Genomic DNA, 24,788 nt, shown 5'->3' with positions numbered 1-24,788 from the left:
CGCCCTCCCGGATCAGTTTTTTACCTCATCGACAAGCTCGCTCATGTCTCTGTCAAAACCATTCAGCTCTTGAACCTTTTGAACGAGCGAAGCATATTCGCCCGGCAGCAGCATTTTGCGCAGCAGAACCTCGGCCCCGAGCACCCCATAAGAACGCTGGAGCTCAGCATTTTTCAAATCCGGGAAAACAATGCTCGCCGCCGCAAGCCGCGCCAAATATTCCTCCGGATTGGTTTCCGGAACCATCGCTCCTCCCTTGGCCTTCACCCGGCGGGTCGCCGCCTTGCGGCACTCCTCGTTTTCTTCCTCTGTCATGCTGCGAAGCTTCCAGGCCACCGGAACCCCGTTCTCCTGAAAGCGATCGGACACGATAAAGTCCTCCATCACCCCCGCCTCCGCATTTTGCGCGAAAAAGATACTCAAATCACTCATGTTCTTCACTCCCCCAATAAATTATCCGATGACCGGATCGTTGAAATGCTGCACGAACGCGACGCCTTCAAAGGTGAATTCCGTTTCCTCCTCCAACGCGTCGGATTCCACATCCAGCTTGGCCAGAATGACGCTGTTGAGGTTGACATTCTGCAGCATGATTTTCTGGCTGCCGACCGATGAAGAGGGATCTTCGTTAACGACCATGATATCGAAATAAGTATCGCGGCCGGTCTCCAGGTACTCCTGCATCAGCTTGCGGAACTTCGATGTCATGTAGTAAATCGTCATGCTGCCGGTTCCCGACCACCCGGTGGTCTTGTGCTGGGTTCTGCGGCTGCCAATCGTCTTGATCTCCGCCTTTTGCTTTTCGATCTTCGCTTCCAGAGATTTCACGAAGAACATTTCCTCCGAAACCCCGTTGATGACGGCAAATGCCCGGCCTTCTTTACCGGAAATGATATCGCCTGCGTTCAAATAAGCCATTTTACTTCACCTGAACTTTCATGTAGATTTTTTCGATGGCATCCACCGGCTGAAGGGCCGCTTCCACGGCGACTGAATCGGCTTCCGCCCCCGGAAACACGCGGATATCATCAGCAGCCTTCAGGTTTTGCAGTGCGCCCATATTCTGATACTGCTCGGCGAGCTTGACGCATTCGTTGCGGAACAGGCTGCGGCCGTCGTCGTTGTTGTCGACTTTGCCGATGTAATAAGCCTCATAGATCTTCTTCCAATCGTTCGCAAGACCGTCGAGCACCCGAAGAGTTCGGTTTTTGGAAAAAGCTTTGCCTTTCTCGGGCGTGTAGCTCTTGAAGGTGTTGATGTCCTGCTCGACAACGGCTTGCCCGTTCAAGCTCGTGAACACCCACTCCCCGTTTTTCAAAGCGAGCTCCGTCTGCGAGTTGGTCAGGCGCGGCACGGCATCGGCGGCATCATCATACGCCGTATAGGTGAGCGATTGATTTGCCCCAGCCATGGCGGTCGCACCGGCGACCCATGCCGTGGCTTGCGCCGGAGTGAGCACCCTTCCGTCGGTGAGCTGAACCCCATTTTTCACGCTGATGATCCCTTCCGCGTCCGCCGCCGGATAATTCTCCAGCACGGCCTGGATTTTGCGGCCTTCCACATCACGCAGGCGCTTGACGAACGAGACGAAGAGGCTCTTCAGCGTCGTATCGGTAGAGGGCAACGCGATGGTTTGAAAGTCATGGAGCTCGATTGCCGAGAGGTAATCCACATAATCCTGGTTAACCACCGTTCCGTCCAAGCCTCCGGTAAGAGCCGCTCCTGCCGTAACCGCCAGATCACCGGTTCCACCGAATGCGACCCAGTCATTGGCGGCGAGGTCCGCGATCGTCGCCACCGTTTGCTTGTCAGCCAGCTTTCCATCCACATAGGTCTGGACGTCGAATTTCTCGGAATCGTCGAGATTGGCTTCGATAACGATCTTGACGGCATTCCCTTTCGTCCCGCCGAATTTGGCCGTCGCGGTCAAAGTTCCCGCCGTAATAGCCGCCTTCACGCCGGTGTTCAAGCGATAAAGAAGCAGCGTACCCGCGTGCTTCAACGCTTCCCGGACCAGCACAAGCTGCGGAGCCGAGAGCTCGTAGCCCAGTACCTTGGTCACATCGTCGCCTGCTTGAATGGTTAGAATCTTCTTGGCTTCTCCCCACGGCAGGGAGAGCGGCAGGGTCACGGTTCCGCGATTGCCGACGGAGCCGAGGCTTCCGGCTGCACTGGCGAAATTGATATACACACCGGGTCTTACCTTGTTTTGAGTTGTAAACGTTCCACCTGCCATCGCTTATAACGCCTCCTTGGTCAAAAATGCTTGAATTCGTTTGTCCGCCTGAGCGGATGTAAGCCGTTCTTCCGGATTGACTAGAGCATCCAGCACATCGCGGACCCCCGCATACTTTTCCGAACCAATAAACTGAGCCTTCGAATATTGGGCCTCTTGCTCTTCCGGCTTGGCTGCCTCCGAGACAATCCCTTTAGCCGGTTCTTCACGCTTCGCCATCCTTGATCGTTCCTTTCTGTGTGAGAGTGTTCATTTTGCCGCCGGTCGGCGCGGCTTTCAGCAGGTGATAAACATAGCGGACCCGAATGAGAAGTCCTTCTTCCGTCCTTTCCGCTGCGATGCCGGTCCCGGCAAGCGTTCTACCCGGGATGGGCAAATACTCCATCTGCTCAAAGAGATAGGAGACAGCGGCCATTCCTTCATCCTCGCTTGCTCCGGCGAATCGGAGCTGGAAGGCATCCGTCTGCCGATAGCGCTGGCCGGTCTCCCGCTGCGTCTCGCTCAACTGCAGCGTGATGTCCCAATAGGGCTCCGGCGGAGCCGGATTCTCAGCGCTCCGTATCGGGATCGCTGGATCGTACTCCCGAAGCGCCGCCGCAAGGCTTGCCCGAATCTCGCTGGCCTTAGTCATGGGTGAAAGCTCCTTTCTTGTCGCCTCAAACTTTCATGTGCAAGGAACTTCGGCAGCAGCCAAGCCATCTGCTCCTCCTTTCACGCCGGTATAACGAAAAAGCGGCCCCGTCTATGGGCCGCTTCTCGTATTCCCTATCTCTTGCACGATATCATCTTACCACGGTGATGGAGGGGCTGTGGTGCCAATCCGGTCTCTCGATCGTCTGCAAAATCGCTCACAAAAGTATCATGCCGAAAAAGAGCATAAAATCGATTCCTTGCTCCCCTATCATCTTAAAGAAAGGGAAAAAAAACCGGGGCACCAAAGTGTCCCGGCTTGTTCATGCGGCATGTGTTGCGACATGCTTTTTCACTTGCGTCCGCGATGCTAATCGATCCCCGCTACGTTCGCGTATTCCTCCAAGGATTTCGTCTTCCAGCGAAAGAAGGTCACCCGGGAGATGGCTAGATCATCCGCCACCTGATCCACCGCTTTGCCTTCAATGTAACGCAGCCTGAGAAGATCCGCATAATGCGGCTTGTACTCTCCAAGAGCTTCCAGTGCGTTGTCGATCTGCTCCTTCTCCTGCTCCAGGTCTTGGATCTCGCTGAGCCGCTCCAGAACACCGTGATAACCTTCCGATTGACCGGTGCGCGTCTCCAGAACCTTGCGAATCTTCTGTTCGACCTCGCGGAGCTTGCGCTCGTCCTCTCGATCATCTGAGTAAAGCCCCTGCACCTCTCGAAGCTGAGCCTTCGTTCCCGCCGGATAACGGGTCAAATAAGCGTGAGCAGTCGTTTCCAGCTCCTGCTCCCTCTTGTTTAAATAGAGATAGGTGGGCATTCCCCTTAACTGCCGGTGAAGGGTCTGGAGATTGTCATCCTGGCTAATGCTGCTGAGGCGAATTCCTCCGCCAACGGGGTATTTTTCCAGATATTTAATGCGGCCGACGATGCGTTTATATCCTTTCAGCTGACTGATAACTTGATCGTGGTTCATCCCGGTTCGCTCCTTCGAATAGATAATAGTTTTATCTTCATTCACCAATGATAATAATATTATCAACGCGATCATAAAAAAGAGTCTCCACCCTTCCTAATGGAAAATGTTGACTTATCCTCTAGTATAGTTGATAATAGTTTTATCGTCAACCGGGAATGTGATAATATTATTATCAAATCCGAGGCAGGAATATCCTCAGCAAAGGAGTCCCCCTATGAAAATCGGCAAAACCTTAACTGACCTGCGGGCCCGTATGCATATCACCCAAGATGAAATGGCAGATAGGCTCGGGGTCAAGCGCGCCCGCTATAACGCATGGGAGAATAACATCGCTAAGCCCGATCTCGACATGATCGGAAGATTGGCGGAAGCCCATGGCGTAAGCGTGGATTACCTGCTCGGCCGCAGCAGCGAAGCGGCCCCCTATCCCCAAGCGGAGAAGCATCCGATCTCCGCCAAGGAAGAAAGGGACATCGCCAGAGATCTCGAGAAGATGATGAATGACCTGGAGAGCAACGAAGCGCTAGCCTTCCACGGAGAAGCGATGGATGAACAGACGAAAGAGCTGCTGCGCCTCTCGCTGGAAAATTCCATGAGACTTGCCAAGCAGCTCTCCAAACAAAAGTTCACACCCCATAAATACCGCCAATAGAGACCCGGAGGGGATCGCTTCATGAGCACGATCAAGGAAGTGGCCGCGGGACTCATACGTCGATATGGCACCAACAACCCATTTACCCTTGCGGAAGCCCGTAAGATTCCGGTGCTCTTCGAGCCGCTTGGAGCGACGCTCGGCTACTTCAGCACGTATAAACGCATACCGATTATCCATATCAATCAGAAGCTAGACGAGGAGTGGCAGCGCTTCGTCTGCTCCCATGAGCTGGGCCATGGCATCATCCATCCCAAGATCAACACACCGTTTTTGCGCAGCAATACCTTATACCCCATCGACCGAATCGAACGGGAAGCCAATGAATTCGCCGTCCACTTATTGACCGGCCTCGATAAGCCCGGGCCGGAGGATACCCTCGAACAGCTGTTTCGCCGGAATGGAATCCCGGCGGAGATGATCAAGTATTACCGTTCTCCCTGAGGAAATAGCGCGTCGAACGCAGGACAGGGGAGTTTCGTCAGATAGTCGTCAAGTGCGCTCGGCCGATCGCGATAGATCGTATTCAGATCGGTACCCTTGTAAATATTCCCGATGATTACGGGATGGCACAGCTCGCAGATGAGCACATCCCCATTCCCGTGAAGGTGCAGCTGCGTCTTCCCGTCAATGCAATGCGAATAGTGGACGCCTTCCGGCTGAGGCAATCCCAGCTCATCTACGAAACGATCCATGCAGGTGAAGTACAGAATCATGTCTTCCTTCTTGGCCCGCACCAACTCTTCCACCGCCTGTTTGAGCTGATCCCTTGCAGCAATGGAGGACCATCCGGTATGATTCATGCGGATCGCGTTCTGGATTTCATGGGTGCGAATCCCCAACTCGTAGGCTGACTCATGGATTTCGGGAAGCCGATTCTGAGTCCCTTCGAACAAAAGCGTCTCCACGACCGTATCAAACGAGGATTGCGCAGCGAGCCGAAGGTTCTCCAGAATCTTTCGATGAACGGATTCCGGCAAGCGATAATAGCGAGACCATTCCGAGGCATCCCTATAATTGTAAGATACATGCAGCGTCGTCAGCCCGGCTTTGGCCAGCCTGTCAATCCGGGAAGCGCTCAAGAGGCTTGCGTTGGAATTCAATTGCGTGGCGATCCCGCGGGAAGCGCAGTAAGCCACGACTTCCTCACAATCCTGAAACTTCAAGGTCACTTCTCCGCCGGACAAGCGGACCCGCTTCAGATCCGGCATGCCTTCCAGAATCCGGATGATCTCTCGGCTGTCCAGGGCTTGACCATCATCCCGGTTATAGGCGCAGCAGTAGTCGCATTTAAAATTACAGTTGGAGGTTACTCCAATCTCCAAGCCTTCTAGGGTATATTGTTCGGGTTTGACTAACTCTAGTGATTTATACGTCATTTGCGTCCTCCTGCTTCTTTCATGCCTTTAGCCTTTCGATTATAACGTAACCGCGATTGCCTCAGTGTGATGTTTTTAACAGATTGATATCGGGAAGGAGAATACAACTTGCAGACCGATACGAGAACCGAAGAGAAGTCCGTTTCAGGTAACCGCTGCCCTTGGGCTCGTTCCGAACTGGATATAGTCTATCACGACACCGTATGGGGCAAGCCCGAGCATGACGATAGCCGCTTGTTCGAAATGCTGATCCTGGAGGGCATGCAGGCCGGGCTCAGCTGGTCGACCATCCTGAAGAAAAGAGAAGCCATGACCGAGGCATTCGACGGATTCGACGCCCGGATCATAGCGGAATACGGGGAAGCGAAGCAGCAGGAGCTTCTCATGAATCCCAGCATCATCCGCAACCGGGCGAAGATCGCGGCTCTCGCTGTGAACGCCCGCGCCTTCCTACGCGTGCAGGAGGAGTTCGGTTCCTTTGACCGGTACCTATGGGCATGGGTCCAGCATCAGCCTATCGTTAACGCTTGGACGGATGCAGCTCAGGTCCCTGCCAAGACCGCGCTCTCCGATGCGCTCAGCAAGGACCTGCTTAAGCGCGGCTTCAAATTCGTCGGCAGCACGATCTGCTACGCTTACATGCAAGCGGTCGGCTTGATCAATGATCATTTGGTTTTGTGCGATCAGCACGACAATTGTTGAACACAGCAAAAGCAGCAGGCCTCCCCTAATCCAAAACCGGCGGAAGGTCTGCTGCTTTTTATGAGCGATACAGGTTAACCTGTTGTGGAGCAAAAGCGACTCATCATGAGGCCATTCTAACCCATGTTCCGGTCCAGCTACGCTTTGAATACACGCTCCAGTTGATTTTCTGACAGTACCGTGATTCCTTCCCTGTGAAGTAGAGCTGCCGTCACTCCCATGCCGGGAATCTTCCTTCCGGAATGCGTCCCATCATAAATCCGCGAGCTTCCACAGGAGGGGCTTGACTCCTTCAGTACGACGATGGTTGCTCCCGCCTCCCGTGCGATTCTCAGCGTTTCCATCGCCCCTTGAACGAACTTATCGGTGACATCGCTCCCTGTCGTATCGATAATCCTTGCTATGCCATTGAGGACATCTTCTCCGCTTCCTCCGACGATCTCTGCTGGTTCGCGCGGAGTAGAACAGCCCCCCAACACTTCCGGGCAGACCGGAATGGCGCGGCCCTCCTCCACCAGTCTGCCGATGGTCTCATCCAAGCTATCCAGCCCGTTATACCGAACCTTCAAGCCTGCGAGGCAGGAACTGACCAAGATCATGAGTGAACTCCTCTCCCATCCTGTTCATTCTTTGATGGCGATCATATGCGTCCCACCGGCGCTGCGTATACGACGAATTCTTCTTGCCCGTCCACCTGCAGCAGCCGGTCCGCAACCTCTTGATTGAACGCTGCAATCGCACAAGCCCCACAGCCGATTGCATGGCTCGACAAATATAAGTTCTGCATGACATGGCCCGCGTCGAGAAGCATGACGCGATGCGAACGAACCGAGTATCTCCATTCGCTGCGATATGGAACAGCGGTATAGAAGAAGGTTGCCGCCCCCTTAGCGGCCCACTCCTGATCACACAAGCTGATCGATACAAGCTCCTCCAGATCAAAGGGAGTAGAGATCCATTCGAGCGAATGCTCCAAAGGCAAATAATGATAGATTCCCTTCTCCAGCCCTTCGACATGGAAAATCGCCAAATACGTCTCAAACGGATGACGGGCCCCTGCCGAGGGTACCGGGCGAATCGCGGCGTATCCTTTTCCACGGATTCCAGTTACGCCCTGCGTGCTCCATAAGAGGAAGGACAGCTCGTCCAAGGTCAGGCTTCCCTCCTTGAACACCCGGCTGCTCTTTCGCTGCTCAAGCAGCGTCAAATAATTAACTTCCTTCAACACGCCTGTAAAATCTTTGGTCAGCAAAAGGGTCTCTTCCCGAACGGCAGGCTTCGCCAAAGGCGGCTGCGGCAGCTTCTTCTGCTGATCCGATTCCACCTCCATATCGGCGAAATCACTCTTCATAAATTTGCGATTGCTTTCCGTCCAACTGCGGATGATTTCCTCTTGACTCATAGTTTCGGCCCCCTGCCATGAACGATCGATTGATTATCTAATCATTATACCGCAGGATTCGCCTATGAAAGGTGACAACTTTCTGCGGCAAGTTCGCTTGCCAGCTTCGCCGCCTGTTTCCTCCGCCCGTTCAAGCCCAAGCTCGAAACCAAGAGGATATATTGCATAGCAGACCAATGGTCCAATTTAAAGGAAGCAACGATCCAGCGGTTTGGTTGGAATCAAGAAAAAACCGCCCTCGCGGTTGGCGCAAAAGGCGGAAATCCAGCATCTGATCAATCCCCCGACTGAGAAGCTTGCTTTTTCATCCCATAATAAACAGGCAGACCGATCAGCGTAATGCCAATGCCGATGAGGGAACGAACCGGATCTCCCGCGATGGTGCTGTACAGAATGTAGACGCCGCCTACGACACCTACTAGCGGAGTTAACGGATACAACGGGACACGGTAGCGGCCGTCTTCCTTCGGGTACTTCCGGCGAAGCAGGAACACGCCGAAGACTCCCATCGTGAAGAAGATCCAGAGTACGAATACGAGAAGATCCGTCAGCGTGTTGAAGCTACCCGATAAGATGTAGAGGACAGCCAGTACCGCTTGCAGCAGAAGAGCATTCGTCGGCGTTTTGAAGCGGGGATGAATGCCGCCGAGAACACGGCCGAACGGAAGCTTGCCCTCCTGCCCCATCGCTTGGGGAACGCGAGCCGCCGTCATCAAATAGCCGTTTAACGCTCCGAGCACCGAGATCATGATCCCCGCTGTAATGAAGGCCGCGCCGCCGCTTCCGAACAGCGCTTCCGCCGCATCGGCTCCCGGCGTTTTAGATGCGAGTATGGTTTCATAGGGCAGGACTTGAAAGATGGCCAGATTGAACAGGACATAGACCACGATGACGAAGAGAACCCCAAACGTGATGACCTTGGGCAGTGTTTTGGAAGGATTCTTCATCTCGCCCGCCATATTCGTAACGCCGATCCAGCCGTCGTACGCCCACAACGTACCGAGAATCGCCACACCGAAACCCGCGGGCGAGACGGATGCGGATACACCGCTAAAGCCGGGAGCAAGGTTCGAGAACAATCCGAATGCAATAATACCGATGATAGGAATCAACTTCCCGACGGTAGCCGCCGTCTGAATGACGCCGCCGTACTTGGTCGAGAGCACGTTCATCGCGAGAATGAACGCGAGGATGCCGAGCGCGAGCAGCTTCTGCTGCCACCCGTTCATGGGGAGGAAATAACCCGAATACGTGGCAAATGCGATGGCGAGCGCGGCAACCGATGCGGGATAGGAGATGATCGTCTGCACCCAGCCGAGCAAAAATCCGAAGACACCTCCATAAAGCTCTTCTAGATAAACATAGAGACCCCCAGGCTTGGGGATTGCGGCCGCGATCTCCGAAACGGATAAAGCGGACGCAAGGGTTATAATCCCTCCGACCGTCCAAGCAAGCAGGCTCATCGTAGGTGTTCCGGCATGGCTCAAAACAATCGTCGGCTTTAGGAAAATACCCGAACCGATAATCATACCGACAACGATGGCAAGAGCCTCCACAAAGGTAACCGACTTCTTAAGCGACGAATCCGACATATTGGTCACTTTTTCCCTTCCGTGGTGATGGTTTTGCATGATTATACGTGACAACGGATGACCTTTCCAATGATATTTTTGTGAAAACAAGCACAATCACAAAAAACAGAGCGATTTCCTTCCGCTAGTCGGATGAGAATCACTCTGCCTATGTATAAAAACTCGTATTCAGCGTATGGCCCGACATTCGATCTCGTATCTATTTGATTCGGATCACCTCTCCACCGGTCATCTCCAACAATTCCTCCGGTGTCAGCTCAAAGACCGCCTTCGGATGACCGGCCGCCGCCCAGATGGTCTTGAATTGGTACAGATCTTCATCGATAAAGGTGATCGACTCGGTCAGATGGCCGACAGGCGCCACGCCTCCGATCACGAATCCGGTTCGCTCGCGGACGAAGTCCGCATCCGCCTTGAGCAGCTTATCGTTCAATCGGATGGAAAGCTCCTTCTCGTTCACCCGGTTGCTTCCACATGCGACAACAAGCAGCGGAGCATCCGCATCCTGAAGCCGGAAAATAATCGATTTGGCAATTTGCGCCACCTCGCATCCGATCGCATCGGCCGCTTCCTGAGCCGTTCTTGCGCTGTCTGGCAGTTCGACGATCCGGTTGGAATACCCCAGCTCCACAAGCTTATCCTGTACTTTCTGCGCGCTTGCCAACAAGCTGCCCACTTTCAAACCCTCCCTTTTCTTGGCTGACTCGACTGATTTTACCAAATCATAATGGATTTCGGAGTAGATGTCCAAGCATTTCCAACGACATCGGAGGGTAAACCCCATTGACAAAATCGTCCATCCTGCGTATCATTCAATCTTGAATGAAATTGATAATCATTATCAATTACCAAAGGAGACCTCTATCCATGAAAAAGCTTGTCCTCCCCTTGACTCTCATCTTCCTGCTCGTGCTTTCAGCATGTGGAAGCTCCAAATCATCCGGTTCGGAAACGAGCGCAAGTCCCAGCTCCAGCACCGCTCCAACCGCCAGTGCCGCCGCTCAGCCCGAATCCGGCACGATCACTTATCAGTCGGAGAATGGTCCCGTTGAAGTGCCGGCTCATCCGCAGCGGGTTGTCGTGCTCTCTTCTTTTGCCGGAAATGTGATGGCGCTTGACGTTAACCTGGTCGGGGTGGACAGCTGGTCGAAGATGAATCCCCGCTATCAGGACAAGCTGAAGGATGTAGCCGAGGTCTCGGACGAGAATCTGGAGAAGATCCTCGAGCTGAACCCTGATCTCATCATCGGGCTATCCACCATCAAGAACATCGACAAGCTCAAGGAAATCGCTCCGACCGTTACGTATACGTACGGGAAAGTCGATTATCTGACTCAACATCTAGAGATCGGCAAGCTTCTTAATAAGGAAAAGGAAGCAAGCGCATGGGTGGACGATTTCAAGAAGCGCGCACAAGCGGCCGGAGACGAAATTCGCGCCAAAATCGGTCAAGACGCTACGGTCTCCGTCATTGAGAATTTCGACAAACAGATCTACGTCTTCGGCGACCACTGGGGCCGCGGCACGGAAATTCTCTATCAGGAAATGAAGCTCGGCATGCCGGAGAAGGTAAAGGAAACGACGACGAAGGATGGCTATTACGCGCTGTCCATCGAAGTTCTGCCCGAATATGCGGGAGATTACCTGATCGTCAGCAAGAACCCGGACACCGATAACTCCTATCAGGACACCGAAACCTATAAGAATATCCCCGCTGTCAAGAACAACCATGTCTTTGAAGCCAACGCGAAGGAATTCTACTTCAACGATCCGATCACGCTGGACTTCCAGCTCGAATTCTTCAAACAGCATTTCCTGGGCAATTGACAAAGGCTGCGGAGAGAACCCTTCCCTCCCGGGAAGGGTTCTTCTTTTCGTAAGAAGCTAGAAAAAGGAGGTTGATGACCCATGCATGCGGAAAAACGAAGGCTCCCTTTTGGTTATCTGCTCACAATCGGTTTTCTTGCTTTGATCGGGATGTTTGCCCTCTCGCTGCTGTACGGCGCGGCTGACAGCACCTTCCGAGATGTATGGCTGGCGCTTACAACAAAGCCCACGGAAAAGACCAGCCTGCTCATCCGGGAATTCCGCCTGCCTCGGGAGCTCGCCGCTTTAGCCGTCGGATCGGCTTTGGCGGTTTCGGGAGCGATCATGCAGGGGATGACTCGCAACCCCCTCGCCGATCCCGGGCTGCTCGGCTTGACTGCGGGAGCAAACGCCATGCTGGCCGTCGTTCTCGCCTTCTATCCGGGTGCCGGGACGCTCGGGATCATGCTGGCCTGCTTCTTGGGCGCCGGCATCGGCACGCTGCTTGTCTTCGGAATCAGCGCCATGAACAAGGGAGGCTTCTCCCCTCTACGAATCGTTCTCGCCGGAGCGGCGGTCTCGGCATTGTTGACAGCCATATCCGAAGCGATCGGCATCACCTTCAAGATCTCGCAGGAAATCTCCCTCTGGAACGCTGGCGGGGTGATCGGGACCACTTGGAAGCAGTTGGCTGTCATCACCCCGTTCATCGCCGTCGGGATTCTCGTTGCCCTTTTGCTGTCTCGGCAGCTCACCGTCCTCAGCCTTAGCGAGGAGGTCGCTTCCGGACTCGGACAGAACACCGCCCGTATCAAAATCATCCTCTTCGTCGTCATCATCATTCTCGCCGGAGCATCCGTCGCCCTTGTCGGCAATCTCGCCTTCATCGGACTGATGGTGCCGCATATGGTTCGCGCCGTCACGGGACCGGATTACCGCAAGGTGGTTCCCATCTCCGCGCTCACCGGGGCCGTCTTCATGCTGCTGGCGGATACAGTCGGACGAACGATTAACGCTCCTTATGAAACCTCCGTTACGGCCATCGTCGCTATGCTGGGACTTCCCTTCTTCCTATGGATCGTCAACAAGAAAGGAGGCGGCGCATCGTGATTCAACCTCATCTCATCCGCAGGCAAAGACTCATCCTGCTCGCACTACTTGCGCTCATCCTTGTTACGCTGTGGATCGCCGCCGGATGGGGATATTCTTCGCTGTCCTATAATCGGCTGCTGCCCGTTTTATTCGGGTATGGGACCAAGAAGGAGGAATTTGTCCTCTTCTCCATTCGGCTCCCCCGCATCTTCATCACCCTACTTGCCGGGATGGGGTTGGCTTTGTCCGGCGCAATCCTGCAGCGGCTGACGAAGAACGACCTCGCCGATCCCGGCATCATCGGCATCAACTCCGGCGCCGGCCTTGGCGTCGCAATCTTCTTCCTGTATATGCCGATCGATCCGGGGTCTTTCGTCTACGCGCTGCCTTTCGCTGCATTTGCCGGTGCCTTCCTTACGGCAGTCCTGCTCTATGCCTTCTCCTACCGCAAGGGAGAAGGCATGCAGCCCATCCGGCTCGTACTCGTGGGCATCGGCTTTTCTCTCGCTCTGTCCGGCGTCATGATCGTACTGATCTCGTCCTCCGAGCGGCAAAAAGTCGATTTCATCGCCAAATGGCTCGCGGGCAGCATCTGGGGGACCGATTCCGTCTTCATCTGGGCGCTCTTGCCTTGGCTGCTCCTTCTAGTTCCCTTCACTCTATTGAAGGCGAATTCCTTGAATCTGCTGGAGCTCAGCGATACGGTCAGCATCGGCGTCGGCCTGCCGATTCACCGGGAACGGATGCTGCTCCTCCTTGCCGCCGTCGCCTTGGCAGCGTCCTCCGTCTCCGTTACCGGCGGCATCAGCTTCATCGGGCTGATGGCTCCGCATATCGCGCGGGCGCTTGTGGGGCCGCGCAACCAGCTGTCTCTGCCGGTCGCTCTGCTGACCGGCGGCTGGCTGCTTCTCGTCGCGGACACCATCGGCCGCAATCTGGCCGATCCGAACGGGATTCCCGCCGGTATCGTCGCCGCCTTCATCGGTGCGCCCTATTTCCTGTATCTCCTGATCAGACAAAAGGCGTAATCAGTTTGTCGTATATCCCTATATCCGTATAATCGAAGATTCGCCGCCCTGAAAGCATCTCGATCGAATAGGATTGCATAAGGCCCATATAATGATAGAAATCTCATCTCTATCGTTCTATGGAGGGAATTTAGACATGAATAAGCCTCACGAAGCGGGCTCGGCCCCAAGTCCGATCCCGCAGCCGATTCGAGCGGATGGAGCCGGAGGCCCGGATTACGGACCACGGGACATTCTTCGGGACTTCGAAAATCCCGATATGCTGGTCCCCCCTGTCACCGATTCGGGCTTATTGCCGAATCTGAAGTTTTCCTTCTCGGACGCCCATATGCAGCTGAACCAGGGAGGCTGGTCGCGGGAGATCACGGTCCGTGATCTTCCGATCGCGACAACACTTGCGGGTGTGAACATGTACCTCACCCCAGGAGGAGTCCGCGAGCTTCACTGGCATCAGCAGGCCGAATGGGCGTACATGATCTGGGGAACCGCGCGGGTAACCGCGATCGATTCGAACGGGCGCAATTTTCTAGCGGACATCGGACCGGGGGATCTTTGGTATTTTCCAGCAGGTCTGCCGCATTCCATTCAGGGACTCGCCGACGGCTGCGAATTTCTGCTCGTTTTCGATGACGGGCATTTTTCCGACTTGAACACGCTGTCGATCTCCGATTGGTTCGCTCATACCCCAAAGGATGTGCTATCTGTCAACTTTGGAGTCCCGACTCAGGCGTTCGCGCGCATTCCGGACGATCAGGTCTACATCTATCAAGGTGAAGTACCTGGCTCGTTGGAAAGCCAAGCCGTCTCTTCCCCTTATGGGACGGTTCCGCTCAGCTTCAAGCATCGGCTGCTTGCCCAACCTCCCCTCAAGACTCCCGGCGGCAGCGTGCGGATTGTGGATTCCTCCAACTTTCCGATTGCGAAGACGATCGCCGCCGCACTGGTTGAGATCGAGCCGGGAGCGATGCGTGAGCTTCATTGGCATCCGAATAATGATGAGTGGCAGTACTACCTGACCGGTCAAGGGCGCATGACGGTTTTTGGCGGGAACGGAGTGGCAAGAACCTTTGATTACCGTGCGGGCGACGTCGGATACGTGCCCTTCGCCTTCGGGCATTACATTCAGAACACCGGCAGCGAAATCTTGTGGTTTCTGGAAATGTTCAAGAGCGACCGGTTCGCCGATCTCTCGCTTAACCAATGGATGGCACTCACCCCGCCCGCGCTCGTCAGCAGCAACCTCCAGGTGGGTCCCGATCTGCTCTCCGCTCTGCGCAAAGAAAAGTGGCCCGTCGTCAAGTACCCCGGTTTCTCTTATTATCCGAAGAAATGAAATTCTTCATAACCGCAAAAGCCTCCATCCCGTCGACTGGCGGGAGTGGAGGCTTCCTTTTGCACGACCGAAATCATCTTCTCACAGCAGCAGTACTGTCTATGCTCGCATGGCATGCCAAGCTTTTATCCGGCAATCGTGCGGCTTGCGTCCGCTACCTTCCGATAGACGGCCAAATCGGTATAGATTTCTTCCTTCAGCGGATTGCGCTTGTGCTTAGCGATTTTGTAGATGTGGTAGATAAGTACAGCTACGTTCGCGGCAAGAGACAAGCCGCTCACCGTCCAAAGGGCGGCCTCGCTGTGAGAGGACTCGACAGCGAACTTAGAGGTGCTGACGAACGCCGGAAACGACATCGTAAACATCATCCAAATGGCAAGCGTCTGCGCTCGGTGTTGCAACCAAGCCCCTTTCTTGAAGAAAAACGCCGGAATGGTGCAGGAGATCAAGAGTGCGGCGCCCGCATAGAAGGAGTGGTCCGATACGCAATTGTAAACATAGGCGAAGTTCCAGATATCATAGGCGATGATCCAGAACCAGAGCTGATCCGGCCAGATCATATCCTGCGAACGGTCCTTGCTGATGTAGATGCCCATCCAGCCCGAGATCGTGATGATATTCAGAATCCCGGCGATGCCGTTCATAATGTTCCAAGGACCGCCGTTCATCGTGACACCGTCAACGATTCCGTCCAGACCGTAGACTTGGAAATCGCGGATGACTGCCTCCAGAATGTTAAGCGCCAGAATAGCGGGCGGGAACATCAGAGCATATTTGTTCGTACTCCAGCCTTTGACGAAGCGGATAGCCAAAAAGCCCAAACAGCCCGCGAGAGCAGAATACACCTTAACCCAGTGGAACCAGGTCCCTACGCTGGAGCCTTCTCCGGCCGTATTCGGCCAAACCGTCACCGTCAGAACCACCGGCACGACCAGGAACAGCACGAGGGAAACCCATTTGCTAAGCCGCGCCAATTCATTGACAAACATAAGTCCAGCAAGAACAAGGAACCACATGAGCACCGAATACCACGGCATCGCTTCGAATAGAAACATCGCCAACTCCCCTAACCTTGTGTAGTCAATCCTTCTCTTCGACTATATCGCAAGGTCGAAAGACTCAGCAAATCCGAGAAAATCTTGATAGGACGCGGGTTTTCAAGATCACTTTGAAGTTCGGTTTACAGTTTGGATTTTGCAAAAAGCTATCGCCATCGATCACATGATAACTTTTTGCCTGTGTACAGAAACCTCCTGATTGCCCTGTTTGTAAGCGCATTCTTCAACGGGTATGCAAACTCAACTCCAAAGTAAAATTATTCAGAAAAGAAGCGTTCCACCAGATGCTTTGAATAGGCCGCACAACGTTCCAGAGTAGGAAAATTGAACAGCTCACCCGCGTAATAGATCCCCCTTTGGCCCTGAAGTCGATCCAAGCGCTCATAAAAACCGGAGCGAAGAGCTTCAGCTCCCACATGAGGAAAATGCAGCCAGGACTTCATCATAAACAGACGAATGCTTGTTCCGCCGAGCCGCTTCAGCGTGGCTTCGATGTTCTCCCGAATCTCGGCATCGCTCAACTTCTCGTTCTCCATCACGTAGATGGTGACGAGATCATTTGCCTCCCGACTCTTCCAGCGATAATACCAGGCCATCATATCGCCATTCCGGCCGGGTTGAAGGTTTTCCGGCAAATAGCCGGAATGAGGCGGCAGATCACGAACACTGTACGCATAGACGCGAAACCGCTCGTGCCGAATCAAGGACAAAAGCTCTACGTCCTCTGGCGGAAGGTCGAGCAGGCGGCCAAGCTGATGCATCGGTCCCGTATAAATGACTTTGTCGAAGGTGAAGGCTTCATGATCCGTCTCGACTCGGATTTCACCGCTGCTCTGCGGTTCCATTCTTCGAACTTCACAAGTGAGCCGGAGGTCCTCGATGCGATCCGCCATCCGCCGAATCAATTCGCGCACTCCAGACGGCCAAGTGATCATATGCGTGATCTCGATGAAGGACAGCAGGTTCTCATAACTGAGAAATTTCAATACATAAGCGGCAGGGGTGTTCTCCACGCTGCCGAACCCGAAGGTGCTGAAGTAGTGCCGGAACACCTCCATCGTGACCGGGAGTCCGTTTTCATCGCACCATTCAGCAAATGGCCGGCACAGCTCGGGGGGCAGCCCCAGAAAGCCTGGCTCCTGCAGCTTTTGATAGCGGCCAAGCAGCTGCGGCAGTCTTTTGAATTCTTTGGCGAACTCCTGCACCAATCCTACCGGAATCTGTGAGATTTTACGGCCCTCGTTGTCAAAAAATCCGCGTTCAAGCAGCGGGCCCTTCTCTTCCAGTCCGTATTCCTTCATCAGTTCGATGGTATGGCGGGACGTGGGAAGCCCGATCAGCGCTCCCATCTCATAGGTTCTTCCCCGGTAGTGAATCGAATGGCATTTCCCGCCGGCGCTGTCGTCCTTTTCTAGGAGCGTGATCCTTGTGTAGCCCTTTTGTTTCAAATAGTGAGCGGCCGAGGCTCCGGACATTCCGGCTCCGATAATTCCGATTCTCATGTGGCGGTCCAGCTTATGCATGCCGACTATCTCCTCGTAAATACCCATAAGGGCAATGGTTCCTGATGACCCAAGTAATCCAGGACGACATCCGCGGGAGTCCGACCTTGATGAGGCCCGTCCATGATCGCCCGAGTGAAATTGTACTCCACCAAAAATGCTTTCAGCCCCACATCCAATTTGTCGAAGCTGTCGATCGTCTCATCTGCCCACGCCTGCTGAAAAAACTCTTTGGATACCCGCGAGACGAAGGAATGGATCGGCCGGAAGATGTCTTCCTTGCCGGCAGAAACGCTGACCTGCTGAATCCCTTGACCAAGCAGATAGTCGGAGTAAGAGTGCGATCCGCGCTCCCAATGGGTGGTGAAATCCCGGCTCTTGTTCGTGACCAAATGCTCGATCCGGAACCGGAAGGTTTTGAGGAGCGGCATGATCTTCGTCTCCATGAATTCGATGATCTGAATGGAATCCTTGCGGTTGTAGAGCTTGACGAGCGCAAGGCGGGAATAGGCATCATAGATCGTGTAGAGATAGACGACGCCGATCTTCGGGAAGCGTCCCATGTTCTGAATGCTTTGCAGGCAGAGGTAGCCAGGCCTCGCGTTCTGCGGGTTCTTCATGGTCAGGTCAAGCCGCTGGATCTTGCCGGATCCCGATCGTGCGGTCACTCCACCGGATTCTTGGGTCCGGTGCTTCTCTTTCACCTGCCGCGCATAGGCTTCGCGCTGCTTTCTCGTGCTCAGCCCGTTCCGCTTCAGCACGTTGTAGATGCCTGATTCACCCAAGCGAACCCCTTCATCCTGCAGCTCATAAGAGATCCGTTTCGGTCCGTCCTCGGGATACTTAACGGCATGCTGTAAGATCCGCTTTTCCGTTCGTTTGTCCGTTTGATTCGGCATCTTCGGCTTGCGCTCCTTCGCGGCAAGCCCCTTCATGCCCTGCTCCCGGTACGCCTTGTTCCAACGATAGTACAAGGTTCGGGATATTCCGTATTCCCTGCAGATCTTGGACACATTCTTGCCCGTGATCCCTTGCATGATGATCTGGTATTTGATTTTCTCATTCATGCTTGAAGGGAACCTCCCGTATGACAGGCTTCTTTTCCTCTATTTTGCTGTATTTTCTTCCTCTTGACCAGTATCTATCTGAATGGATACCGAAATATCGCATTCCATGCATCTATCGTTCTAAAATAGAAAAACCCCCGCGCAGAAAAAACGGGGGGCTGCTAGCAATATTGGATAGCTCTGCTGTGCACACAACGATTTCCGTTAAAGAAGCTTCTCTCAAGAAAGCATCAATCAGGAATGCTGGATCGGTTTAACCTTTACATACCATTCTTCGCCATTCTCTTCGGGGGTTGCTTCGGCGATCTGCCAGCCGTAGGACAGAACCGACTCCAACAAGGCTCTCTCCCCAGCAGTCAAACGGACTTCAACCGCTTCCTTGCCCTTACCCAGCTCCAGCAGAGCCTCTTTGTCCAAGGCCACTTCAATCCAGCTCCGAATTCCGCCGATTGTATTAAACTTGATCTGATAACCCTTCTTCACGGCTTGCTCGAAGACATCCGGATTCTCCGCCTGAAGCTCGGTCAGCCGGTGATAGTCAAATTCGAATCTGCTCTCATCCTTCGGCAAAGCTCCGGTCTTCACCCGGTCCAGGAGCTCGTCATCCGACAAGCCCTTCCCGCGCAGCGATTCGACCAGCAGCGCGTCCCATTGGGACAGCTTGACGGTTTCATTCGATTTCTCAGACATGGTTCCATTCCCCTCTCAGTTTGATATCCATTGATAATCGGCAACGAAATGCCCATGGCTTACTTCCCTCAGCTCGCTCGTCTCCAAGCTGGAGAAGCGCCCGGCATTGCGGTCGAACAGGATTCGCTCCCGGCTGCCCCGCGGATCGGGCTCCAGGATCGAAGACAGAAGCGCCTGCGTATACGGATGCAGCGGATTCTCATACAGCTCATCGCTGTCGGCCACCTCGACGAGACGGCCTCCGTACATGACGCCGATGCGGTCGGAGATATGGCGGACCATCGACAGGTCATGGGCGATGAACAGGTAGGTGAGTCCGAATTCCGCTTGCAGATCTTCCAGCATATTGACGACCTGCGCCTGCACCGAGACATCGAGTGCCGAGACCGGCTCGTCACAGACGACGAATTCGGGCCGTACCGACAAGGCTCGCGCGATGGAGATCCGCTGGCGCTGCCCGCCGCTGAATTCATGCGGATACCGGTAAAGCTGCTCCCGCTTCAATCCAACCTTCTCCAAAAGGGAGGCGATTTCCTCCTTGCTGGCAGCTCCCTTGTAAATTCCGTGAATTTTCATCGGCTCACTGATTAGCTCAAGCACGTTCAAGCTTGGATTGAGCGACGAATAGGGATCCTGAAAAATCGATTGAATGCGTCTGCGGAACGGCTTCAACCGCTTCTCCTTCAGCTTGCTGATCGGCTGTCCGTCAAACCGAACTTCTCCCTCGGTATAATCGTACAGCCGGAGAAGACAGCGCCCGACCGTCGATTTGCCGCTTCCGGATTCTCCGACCAGGCCAAAGGTTTCTCCCTTGCGAATCTGGAAGCTGACGCCGTCTACCGCCTTCAGCACGTCCGAGTCCCTACCGAAGATCGTTTTTTCTTTGGTAAAATGCTTCTTGAGTCCGCGGACATCCACCAGAACCTGCGAATCAGCCATGCGTCACACCTCCCTCAGCACCGGAACTGGATACGGATTCCTCGCGCTCCTTGCCGAGAAGCGACTCCGATTCCGCCAGCCAGCACATCGAATGATGCCCGGGAGAAAGATCGAAAGCCGGAGGCCGCTCGGTGCATCGCTCAAAGGCGTGAGGGCAGCGATCCCGGAACGGGCAGCCACTAGGCGGATTCAGCAGATCGGGCGGAGAGCCCTCGATCGGTGTGAGCCTCTCGCGGGACTTCTCGCCGCGTCTTGGCAGAGAGCGAAGCAGCCCGAGAGTATAAGGATGCTGAGGTCGGTAGAAGATGTCCTCCACGCTGCCTTCCTCCATGATCAGCCCGCCGTACATGACGATAACCCGGGTGCACACCTGTGCCACAACTCCGAGATCATGCGTGATCAGAGCTACTGCCGTCTTCGAATCGGCCTTCAATTGCTTGAACAGATCAAGAATCTGCGCTTGGATCGTCACATCGAGCGCTGTTGTCGGCTCGTCCGCGATGAGCAGCTCCGGTGCGCAGGACAGCGCCATGGCGATCATCACCCGCTGCCGCATGCCTCCGCTGAACTCATGCGGATATTGGGCGAGGCGCTCGCGCGGATTCGGAATGCCGACCTGCGCGAGCAGCTTGGCCGCTTCTTCATTCGCCTCGCCCTTGGACAATCCGCGATGCCTGCGGATGACCTCGGTCATCTGATCCCCGATTCGCTTGACCGGATTGAGTGAGGTCATCGGGTCTTGAAAGACCATGGAGATCCGGTTGCCGCGCAGCTTCCGCCATTCTTTCTCCGACAAATTCAAAAGATCAGCGCCGTGATACGTAATTTGGCCTGAGCTGATTCGCCCGGGCGGCGCGATCAGCGCCATGATCGCTTTTGCCGTCACGCTCTTGCCGCTGCCGGATTCGCCCACGATTCCGAGGGTTTCACCCGCATCAATATGAAAGCTGACTCCTCGTACCGCCTGATTCTCTCCGTCCCTTGTCTGAAACGAGACATGCAGATCCTCGACGGATAACAACGGTTCAGTCATGTTTCGTCTCCCCCTATCGTTTGATCAGCTTCGGTTCAAAGCCCACCCGCAAGATATCGCCTAGCACATTGAACGAAAGCACCGTGAGCAGGATGAGAAGGCCGGGAAAGACCGCCAAATAAGGCGCTTGGGCCATCGCTCCCTGCGCGCTGTTCAGCATGCTGCCCCAGGTGGCGTTCGGCGGCTGCACCCCAAAGCCTAGAAAGCTCAGCGAGGACTCCATCATGATCGCCGACGCGATGCTGTTCGTAGCCCCCACGATGATGACGGGGACAAGCCCAGGCAGGATATGCTTCTGGATGATGCCGAACGTGCTCTGTCCCGATGCCTTGGCATAGAGAACAAACTCCCGTTCTTTAATGGTCATCGTTTCCGCTCGGACCACGCGGGAAATGTTCATCCACATGAGAAAGGCAATGATGAGAATGATATTGCCAACACTCGGCTTCAGGAACACACTGAGCAGAAGCAGAATGAGGAAGGATGGAATCGACAGGATGATATCGAGCATCCGCATCAAGAGGCTGTCCACCCAACCGCCATAATACCCGCTCACCACTCCCACGGTTACCCCAATGAAGGTCGCGACGAGCATCGACGAAAATCCGACGAGCAGCGAGATTCGTCCGCCATATAAAGCGCGGGTCAAATAATCTCGCCCGTATTCGTCTGTTCCGAACCAATGGCCCGCGCCAGGTCCCTTCAGCCGCTCCATCACGTTCATTTCATTGGGGTCATGGGGAGAGAGGAAGGCGAATATGGCCCCTAGGATAAGAATAATCAAAAGAACGAGCGCCGCCAAACCCCATCGGTTATCCAGCAGCTCGCTGCCGACATTTTTCCATGTTCTGCGGTTCATCCCCGTCACCTCGCTCCTTTAATGCGCGGGTCTACGATGCCGTAGAGGATATCCGCGGCCAAATTCCCGAGAATAAGCAGCACGGAAGACAGCAAGGTGATACCCATGATCAGAGGATAGTCCATCCCCCGCACCGCCGTCATTCCGAGCGAGCCGATTCCCGGCCAGGAGAATACGGTCTCCGTTACGATCGCGCCCGCGACCAGATCGCCCATCGACATGCCGAGCAGCGTGATAACCGGGAGCAGCACATGCTTCATCACATGCCGGAACAGCACGGTCGTCTTGGAGGAGCCGAACGCGTATTGAATCTGAACATAGTCCTCCTTCAACTGCCCGATCGTACTCGAACGGATGTACCGCACATATACAGCGAGAAAGCCGAAAGCGAGTGAGATGCAGGGCAGAATTCCGTGGCGAATCACATCGGCTGCCGATTGGACTCCGATGGTGCGCATGCCCATGCTGGGCAGCCAATGCAGATGGATCGCGAACAGATAGATCAGCAGGATCGCCAGCCAGAAGACCGGAACCGATATGCCCAAATAGGAAAAGAAATTGATCGTTTTATCGATCCATCGGTTGCGGTTTGCTCCGGCCCAGAGGCCAAGAGGAATCGCCAGCAGGACGGCAAGCCCGATGGCACTCCCCATGAGTCCGGCGGTTGCCGGCAGCCGGTCGAGGATCTGCTGCAGCACAGGCTGATGATTCACAAGCGAATACCCGAAATTCCCCTGAAGCACTTCCTTCAGCCAGATCCCGTATTGGACGTAAGCCGGCTTATCGAGTCCCAGGTTGTGGCGGATTCGCTCGATATCCTCCGCATGCATATTCGGCGTTACAAAAGACAGCACCGGATCTCCCGGCGCAAGCTTGATCATAGCAAAACAAACCACCGATACAAAGAAGAGCATCGGGATGGTTTGCAGCAATCTTCGGATGATGAATCGTCTCATCTCGTCTCCTCCGCCCCATACAAAAAAATAAGCCGGCATCACCCGCTAGAACGTGTCTTCAACCCTCTGTTCCTTTTGAACTGCAACGAAGGTTTGATGACACTCTCTTGGAAGCACCGGCTTATTGGTTGAACCCGTTATTTCTTATAAATCTTCGACAGGTCCTCAAAGATGACAACCGGCTTCAGAACCGCATCTTCGATCCCTCCGTAGGTTTTGGATATGGCCACGATGGTCTTGGTGTACGCGATCGGATAGATCGGTGCATCGTCGGCAATGATCTGTTGAACTTTCTTGTAGAGATCACCGCGTTTGGTCGTATCCGCTTCTCCGGCTCCTTCGTTCAACAGCTTGTCAACCTCTGCGTTCTTATAATGCGCATAGTTGGAGCTGCCGGTCGACGTATACAGGATGCGGTAGGCATCCGGGTCATACCCCATGATATACCCGGTCATGGCTAGCTCAAAATCCGTTGCCTTCAGGTCAATGAACTTTTGCACCCAAGCGCTGGAATCCATGCTCTTCAGTTCCACATCGACGCCAACGGCTTTCAGCTTTTGCTGAACATACAGGGAAACGGCTTCCTGCACCTTGTTACCGCTCTGTACGATGAAGCGGAGCTTCAAGTTGCTGACACCTGCTGCTTGCAGCATTTCTTTGGCTTTGGCCGCATCGTTGTCGAAGGTCGTAACGTCATTGGTGAAGTACAGGGCATCCGGCGTCAAGAACGACTTGGCCGGGTCGGCGTAATCTTTGGACGTATAAGCGGTCTGAATGATTTCATCGCGGCTGAGCGCGAGCGACAAGGCTTGACGGACTTCCTTCTTGGCAAGTGCACCGGTATCGCTGTCCGCATTGAACATGAGGTAAGCCAAGCGGCCTTCGCTGTAAGGAAGAATGTCAAAGTTGTTCGTAGCCTGAATCGTAGAGACATCCTGCGGGTCGAGGTACTTCACGTTGATCTCCCCGTTTTGCAGAGCCAGATTTGCGGCGTTCGTATCCTTCGCGACCCGATAGGTGACCGAATCCAGATGGGGCTTCCCGCCGAAATAGTTGTCGAAGCGTTCCAGCGTCACATATTCGCCGGTTTTGTATTCCTTGAATTTGAACGGGCCTGAGCCAACGGGTGCAGCATTCTTGTCACTCTTCTCAATATTCGCTTCGTTCTCGAAGATGTGCTTCGGAATCGGAGAAACTTGAACCAGGGTTGCTTCGAAGGCCGGACTCACCTGGGGAAGCTTGAATTCGACCGTAAGGTCATCTACCTTCGTCGCCGTAATCGGCTTGCCGCCGACAATGAAGTTTTCCCGCAGGAAGCTGTTCTGCTTCTCGTCGAGGATGCTGTTGATGGTGAAGACGACATCGTCCGCCGTCAGCTTTTGCCCGTCATGCCAGGTTAGGCCGTCTCTCAGCTTCAGCGTATACGTCAGGTTATCAGCAGACGGCGTTAAGCTTTCCGCCAGATAAAAGGTTTTCTTGCCGTTATTGACCTGGAACAGAGGAGCGAACAAGGCCTGGTCGATGGTCAGGCTGACGCGGTCCCCTGCATAATTCGGATTGAGAATGACCGGATCGGAAGCTACGCCGATAATCAAGCTGCCGCCGTCTTTTGGTGTCCCACCCTCGGCAGGAGCTTGAGTTGCAGCTGCCGTACCGCTCGCGGATGGCGAAGGCGAGGCTGTATGATTTCCTCCCGAACAAGCACTCACCAGGAAGGTTAACAAGAGTAAAGCCATGAAGCCAGAAGTCCGTTTGCGCATGTTGTTTCTCCCCCTAAGTGTTAGGTTTCTTTGTGATGTTTGTCATTATATATCGGAATACTCGGAATTACAAGCGAGTTTAGCTTT

At 54.3% G+C, this 24,788-nt stretch carries 27 protein-coding genes; 7 read left to right on the top strand and 20 right to left on the bottom strand.

Translation table 11 applies throughout. The features are described 5' to 3' along the window. Positions 1-12: 12 nt before the first annotated feature. From BN2684_RS17665 to BN2684_RS17640, 6 genes are all read right to left on the bottom strand, one after another. Positions 13-432: a phage tail assembly chaperone gene (locus BN2684_RS17665; protein ID WP_058303449.1), complete on the bottom strand. Its 420-nt coding sequence runs from the start codon at positions 430-432 to the stop codon at positions 13-15. Between the two features lie 21 nt (positions 433-453). Beyond that, complete coding sequence (locus BN2684_RS17660; RefSeq protein WP_058303448.1) at positions 454-918, bottom strand: phage tail tube protein; 465 nt, start codon at positions 916-918, stop codon at positions 454-456. Between the two features lies 1 nt (position 919). Then, entirely contained in the window at positions 920-2,236 is a 1,317-nt protein-coding gene (locus BN2684_RS17655; RefSeq protein WP_058303447.1) for a phage tail sheath family protein, read from the bottom strand. A gap of 3 nt (positions 2,237-2,239) precedes the next feature. Next, the gene (locus BN2684_RS17650; RefSeq protein ID WP_058303446.1) at positions 2,240-2,455 is read right to left on the bottom strand and encodes a hypothetical protein; all 216 of its coding nucleotides are present in this window, start codon (positions 2,453-2,455) and stop codon (positions 2,240-2,242) included. Then, positions 2,442-2,867: a phage tail terminator family protein gene (locus BN2684_RS17645; protein WP_058303445.1), complete on the bottom strand. Its 426-nt coding sequence runs from the start codon at positions 2,865-2,867 to the stop codon at positions 2,442-2,444. The genes BN2684_RS17650 and BN2684_RS17645 overlap by 14 nt, the downstream gene beginning before the upstream one ends. A gap of 369 nt (positions 2,868-3,236) precedes the next feature. Further along, positions 3,237-3,848, bottom strand: coding sequence for a DUF1492 domain-containing protein (locus BN2684_RS17640; protein WP_058304609.1), 612 nt, complete (start codon positions 3,846-3,848; stop codon positions 3,237-3,239). A 217-nt stretch (positions 3,849-4,065) separates the two neighbouring features. Between BN2684_RS17640 and BN2684_RS17635 the strand changes: the two genes are divergently transcribed. Both BN2684_RS17635 and BN2684_RS17630 read left to right on the top strand, forming a co-directional pair. Then, positions 4,066-4,503 carry a helix-turn-helix domain-containing protein gene (locus BN2684_RS17635; RefSeq protein ID WP_058303444.1) on the top strand — a complete coding sequence of 146 codons (438 nt, stop codon included), beginning with the start codon at positions 4,066-4,068 and terminating at the stop codon, positions 4,501-4,503. A 21-nt stretch (positions 4,504-4,524) separates the two neighbouring features. Further along, on the top strand, positions 4,525-4,947 hold the full coding sequence (locus BN2684_RS17630) for an ImmA/IrrE family metallo-endopeptidase (protein ID WP_058303443.1): 423 nt from the start codon (positions 4,525-4,527) through the stop codon (positions 4,945-4,947). On the opposite strand, the gene BN2684_RS17625 is transcribed toward BN2684_RS17630, so the two are convergent. Continuing rightward, positions 4,932-5,882, bottom strand: a complete 951-nt coding sequence (locus tag BN2684_RS17625) for a radical SAM protein (RefSeq protein ID WP_058303442.1) — start codon at positions 5,880-5,882, stop codon at positions 4,932-4,934. The two genes, BN2684_RS17630 and BN2684_RS17625, sit on opposite strands and share 16 nt — an antisense overlap. Before the next feature lie 108 nt (positions 5,883-5,990). On the opposite strand from BN2684_RS17625, the gene BN2684_RS17620 reads away from it, so the two are divergent. Beyond that, the gene (locus BN2684_RS17620; protein ID WP_058303441.1) at positions 5,991-6,584 is read left to right on the top strand and encodes a DNA-3-methyladenine glycosylase I; all 594 of its coding nucleotides are present in this window, start codon (positions 5,991-5,993) and stop codon (positions 6,582-6,584) included. A 137-nt stretch (positions 6,585-6,721) separates the two neighbouring features. On the opposite strand, the gene BN2684_RS17615 is transcribed toward BN2684_RS17620, so the two are convergent. The 4 genes from BN2684_RS17615 to BN2684_RS17600 all read right to left on the bottom strand — a co-directional run bounded on the left by BN2684_RS17615 (position 6,722) and on the right by BN2684_RS17600 (position 10,254). Next, positions 6,722-7,183 (bottom strand): 2-thiouracil desulfurase family protein, encoded by a 462-nt coding sequence (locus BN2684_RS17615; RefSeq protein WP_058303440.1) that lies wholly within the window; start codon positions 7,181-7,183, stop codon positions 6,722-6,724. Positions 7,184-7,224: 41 nt separating this feature from the next. Continuing rightward, a complete protein-coding gene (locus BN2684_RS17610) occupies positions 7,225-7,986 on the bottom strand; it encodes a SagB/ThcOx family dehydrogenase (protein ID WP_082652048.1) in 762 nt (253 codons plus the stop codon). Positions 7,987-8,261: 275 nt separating this feature from the next. Beyond that, positions 8,262-9,578: an APC family permease gene (locus BN2684_RS17605; RefSeq protein ID WP_058303439.1), complete on the bottom strand. Its 1,317-nt coding sequence runs from the start codon at positions 9,576-9,578 to the stop codon at positions 8,262-8,264. 199 nt (positions 9,579-9,777) lie between these two features. Then, a complete protein-coding gene (locus BN2684_RS17600) occupies positions 9,778-10,254 on the bottom strand; it encodes a YbaK/EbsC family protein (RefSeq protein WP_058303438.1) in 477 nt (158 codons plus the stop codon). Positions 10,255-10,445: 191 nt separating this feature from the next. Here BN2684_RS17600 and BN2684_RS17595 point away from each other — a divergent pair, with 191 nt between their 5' ends. The 4 genes from BN2684_RS17595 to BN2684_RS17580 all read left to right on the top strand — a co-directional run bounded on the left by BN2684_RS17595 (position 10,446) and on the right by BN2684_RS17580 (position 14,837). Next, positions 10,446-11,405, top strand: coding sequence for an iron-hydroxamate ABC transporter substrate-binding protein (locus tag BN2684_RS17595; protein ID WP_058303437.1), 960 nt, complete (start codon positions 10,446-10,448; stop codon positions 11,403-11,405). Positions 11,406-11,486: 81 nt separating this feature from the next. Beyond that, positions 11,487-12,494 carry a FecCD family ABC transporter permease gene (locus BN2684_RS17590; RefSeq protein ID WP_058303436.1) on the top strand — a complete coding sequence of 336 codons (1,008 nt, stop codon included), beginning with the start codon at positions 11,487-11,489 and terminating at the stop codon, positions 12,492-12,494. Next, a complete protein-coding gene (locus tag BN2684_RS17585) occupies positions 12,491-13,504 on the top strand; it encodes a FecCD family ABC transporter permease (RefSeq protein ID WP_058303435.1) in 1,014 nt (337 codons plus the stop codon). The genes BN2684_RS17590 and BN2684_RS17585 overlap by 4 nt, the downstream gene beginning before the upstream one ends. A gap of 136 nt (positions 13,505-13,640) precedes the next feature. Then, positions 13,641-14,837 (top strand): oxalate decarboxylase family bicupin, encoded by a 1,197-nt coding sequence (locus tag BN2684_RS17580; protein ID WP_058303434.1) that lies wholly within the window; start codon positions 13,641-13,643, stop codon positions 14,835-14,837. A 125-nt stretch (positions 14,838-14,962) separates the two neighbouring features. On the opposite strand, the gene BN2684_RS17575 is transcribed toward BN2684_RS17580, so the two are convergent. The 9 genes from BN2684_RS17575 to BN2684_RS17535 form a co-directional block, all read right to left on the bottom strand. Then, entirely contained in the window at positions 14,963-15,892 is a 930-nt protein-coding gene (locus BN2684_RS17575; protein ID WP_058303433.1) for a DUF5692 family protein, read from the bottom strand. Positions 15,893-16,152: 260 nt separating this feature from the next. Continuing rightward, entirely contained in the window at positions 16,153-17,418 is a 1,266-nt protein-coding gene (locus BN2684_RS17570) for an FAD-dependent oxidoreductase (protein ID WP_058303432.1), read from the bottom strand. Between the two features lie 5 nt (positions 17,419-17,423). Continuing rightward, positions 17,424-18,464 (bottom strand): helix-turn-helix domain-containing protein, encoded by a 1,041-nt coding sequence (locus BN2684_RS17565; RefSeq protein ID WP_058303431.1) that lies wholly within the window; start codon positions 18,462-18,464, stop codon positions 17,424-17,426. Between the two features lie 234 nt (positions 18,465-18,698). Further along, a complete protein-coding gene (locus tag BN2684_RS17560; protein WP_058303430.1) occupies positions 18,699-19,154 on the bottom strand; it encodes a hypothetical protein in 456 nt (151 codons plus the stop codon). A gap of 15 nt (positions 19,155-19,169) precedes the next feature. Then, a complete protein-coding gene (locus BN2684_RS17555; RefSeq protein WP_058303429.1) occupies positions 19,170-20,093 on the bottom strand; it encodes an ABC transporter ATP-binding protein in 924 nt (307 codons plus the stop codon). Further along, the gene (locus BN2684_RS17550; RefSeq protein ID WP_058303428.1) at positions 20,086-21,126 is read right to left on the bottom strand and encodes an ABC transporter ATP-binding protein; all 1,041 of its coding nucleotides are present in this window, start codon (positions 21,124-21,126) and stop codon (positions 20,086-20,088) included. Before BN2684_RS17550 ends, BN2684_RS17555 begins: the two co-directional genes overlap by 8 nt. A 13-nt stretch (positions 21,127-21,139) precedes the next feature. Continuing rightward, positions 21,140-21,985 (bottom strand): ABC transporter permease, encoded by an 846-nt coding sequence (locus BN2684_RS17545; protein ID WP_058303427.1) that lies wholly within the window; start codon positions 21,983-21,985, stop codon positions 21,140-21,142. A gap of 5 nt (positions 21,986-21,990) precedes the next feature. Next, on the bottom strand, positions 21,991-22,941 hold the full coding sequence (locus tag BN2684_RS17540) for an ABC transporter permease (protein ID WP_058303426.1): 951 nt from the start codon (positions 22,939-22,941) through the stop codon (positions 21,991-21,993). A 137-nt stretch (positions 22,942-23,078) separates the two neighbouring features. Then, entirely contained in the window at positions 23,079-24,701 is a 1,623-nt protein-coding gene (locus tag BN2684_RS17535; RefSeq protein ID WP_058303425.1) for an ABC transporter substrate-binding protein, read from the bottom strand. Positions 24,702-24,788 lie beyond the last annotated feature (87 nt).

Source organism: Gorillibacterium timonense (assembly GCF_001457415.1).
Classification (GTDB): Bacteria; Bacillota; Bacilli; order Paenibacillales; family NBRC-103111; genus Gorillibacterium; species Gorillibacterium timonense.
This window is presented reverse-complemented; position numbering and strand designations above follow the sequence as displayed.